The organism is bacterium, from assembly GCA_035371905.1.
Taxonomy (GTDB): domain Bacteria; phylum Ratteibacteria; class UBA8468; order B48-G9; family JAFGKM01; genus JAMWDI01.
This window is the reverse complement of sequence record DAORXQ010000157.1, coordinates 1-2,782: the sequence shown is the minus strand read 5'-3', so window position 1 is coordinate 2,782 and position 2,782 is coordinate 1. Positions and strand designations below refer to the sequence as shown.

Here is a 2,782-nt window from a genome sequence, read left to right as displayed (position 1 = left end):
AAATCCATCCTGGATTAACAATACTTGATTTTGCTCAAAAGTTAAAAGTTAAAATAAATGCCGAATGCGGAGGTATAGGAAAATGTGGAAAGTGTGTTGTAAGAATTGAGAAAGGTGAAGAAAATTTAAATCAACTGACTCTTTCTGAAAAAAAATCAAATCTTCCTGAAAAACACAGATTAGCATGTCAGGCAAGAATTGTCAGAGATGTTTTAGATATTATTGTTTATATAAAGGAATTCGGTGAGTATGAGATATTAAAATATGGAATGGAAAGAGAAGTTGAAATATGCCCTGTTTATCAAAAAAAGGAAGATAAAGTTTGTAAAGATAACAAAGAGATAGATGTTTACAGAAATGGGATTTTTGGGCTTGCAGTAGATATTGGTACAACAACAATTGTTTTTGATATAGTTAATCTTGAAAATGGAGATATTATAGGAACCATAGCAAAAACAAATCCTCAAATTATTTTTGGAAATGATGTTATTTCAAGAATAGAATATGTTATGGTTGATAAAAAAGAAAAAAGGTTTTTAAATCCAGATGAAAGATATCAAAAATTACTAGAACTTCAAAAAGTAGTTGTTGATTTAATAAATGAATCAATAAAAGAATTTAACAATGATATAAAGAATTCAATTTATCAGGCAGTTATTGTTGGAAATCCTACAATGAGAGACATTTTCTTCCTTCATGATATATCACCTCTTGGAAAAACTCCTTATGAACCATTGATACTTCAGGGAATTACAAAAAAACCTGAAGAAATCGGACTTGATATAAATAAAAATGGAGAAATTTATGGACTGCCTTTAATTGGTGGTCATGTTGGTGCTGATATTGTTGCTGATATTCTTGCTTCTGAAATTTATAATGAAGAAAAAGTTTGTATGATTATTGATATAGGTACAAATGGAGAAATTGTTATAGGAAATAAAGAAAAATTATTTGCCACTTCTTGTGCAGCAGGAGGTGCTTTTGAAGGAGTTAATATAAGTTGTGGAATAGGAGGAATTGAAGGAGCAATAAAAGAAGTGAAAATTTTAAATGGTAAAGTTTATTATTCAACAATAGGAAATAAGTATCCTCTTGGAATATGTGGTTCAGGTTTGATAGACCTTTTAAGTGAAATGCTTAAAAATAAAATAATTGATGAGAAAGCAAGGTTTAGAAATGAAATAAATGAATTTTATATAACTGGAGATATAAAAATAAATCAACAGGACATATTTCAACTGATAACCTCAAAAGCAGCAATAAGAACTGCCTGGCAAATCCTTTCAAAAATTTATCCAGTTGAAATAGAAAAAATTGAGAAAATCTATCTTTCAGGAGGATTTGGAAATTTTATAAACATTGAAAGTGCTATTAATATTGGATTAATTCCTGATATTGAAAGAGAAAAAATAATAAAAATAGGAAACGGAGCAATTGAAGGAGCAAGAGAAGTTTTATTATGTTCAGATAAGAGAAAACTTGCGGAAGATATTGCCAGAAAAGTGAAGCATATAAAAACAAATGAAATAGAAAAGGATTTTGATTTCCTTCTTGCCTCAAATATGTATTTTTAATGACTCACCTTTTCACTCTTACATTCCCTTCCCATACACTCCATATTTCTTCTTCATCAAGAATCTGAGCATAATCAGTAAGAAGTGTAACGACATAAGCACCACATGCCCAGCCAAATTGAACCCATTTTTCCTCTTCCCATCCCTTCAAAATCCCGTATAAAAGCCCACCGACAAAAGCATCCCCTCCACCTATTCTATCAAGAACAAAAATCTCTCTGGGTTCAATGACATACCATTTTGAACCGGAAAACATTATTGCACCCCATAAATGCTGTTGTGCACTTACAACCTCCCTTAAAGTTGTTGCAAATACCTCAACATTCGGAAATTGCTTTTTTGTTCTTTCAATCATTCCTTTAAAATTTTCAATCTGTGCCTTTATATTTTTTCCACCAGGTTCAGGTCCTTCAATTCCAAGACATAACTGAAAATCTTCCTCATTCCCGACAAGTATATCTGTTACTCTTGCAATTTCTGTAAATATCTCTCTTAATTCTTTCTCTCTATTCTTCCAAAATGATGCTCTGTAATTTAAATCAAAAGAAATCCTTGTTCCATATTTTTTTGCTATTTTTGATATTTCAAGACAAAAATTTCCTGTTTCAGGCGATAGAGCAGCAAAAAGACCTGACATATGAACAATCTGAACACCTTCCTTTCCAAATATTCTTTCAAGGTCAAAATCCTCTGGTTTTAAAGTCCTTCCAACTTCACCGGTTCTATCATTCCACACTCTTGGTGCTCTACTTCCATAACCTGTATCAGCAATATTGAATTGATGCCTAAAACCCCAGGGTCCACCCTGTAGAACTTCCTTATATTCCACATCCATTCCCCTACTTTTTAAATTTTCCTTAATAAATCTTGCAATAGGACTTCCTTTAACAAAGGCAGTAAGAACCTTAACAGGCATTCCCAAATATGAACTTACACTCGCTACATTTGTTTCTGCACTTGTTGCCTGCATAATATAAAGATTGCTTGTATGAACAGGTTGCATATTGAAAGGAGTAATTCTTACACCCATACTTGTAGGAACCAACAAGGCATATTTACAATCTTTTTTCAGTTCCATTATCCCTCCTTTTTATTAAGACTATTTTTTATTTTACCACACTTTTTTTTCAATATAAAATTTTCGAATTGCCTCATTAAAAAAATCCAATTGAAATTATACCTCACCTCCGGGAAAATAAGAAGAAAAA

The 2,782-nt window shown here is 31.5% G+C and carries 2 protein-coding genes; one reads left to right on the top strand and one right to left on the bottom strand.

Features of this window, described 5'->3' with window-relative positions; all coding sequences use genetic code 11:
* Nucleotides 1-1,574, top strand: a 1,574-nt coding sequence (locus PKV21_09960) for an ASKHA domain-containing protein (GenBank protein HOM27810.1), incomplete at its 5' end; no start/stop codon positions are given.
* 4 nt (nucleotides 1,575-1,578) lie between these two features.
* On the opposite strand, the gene PKV21_09955 is transcribed toward PKV21_09960, so the two are convergent.
* Entirely contained in the window at nucleotides 1,579-2,652 is a 1,074-nt protein-coding gene (locus PKV21_09955) for a sugar kinase (protein HOM27809.1), read from the bottom strand.
* Nucleotides 2,653-2,782 lie beyond the last annotated feature (130 nt).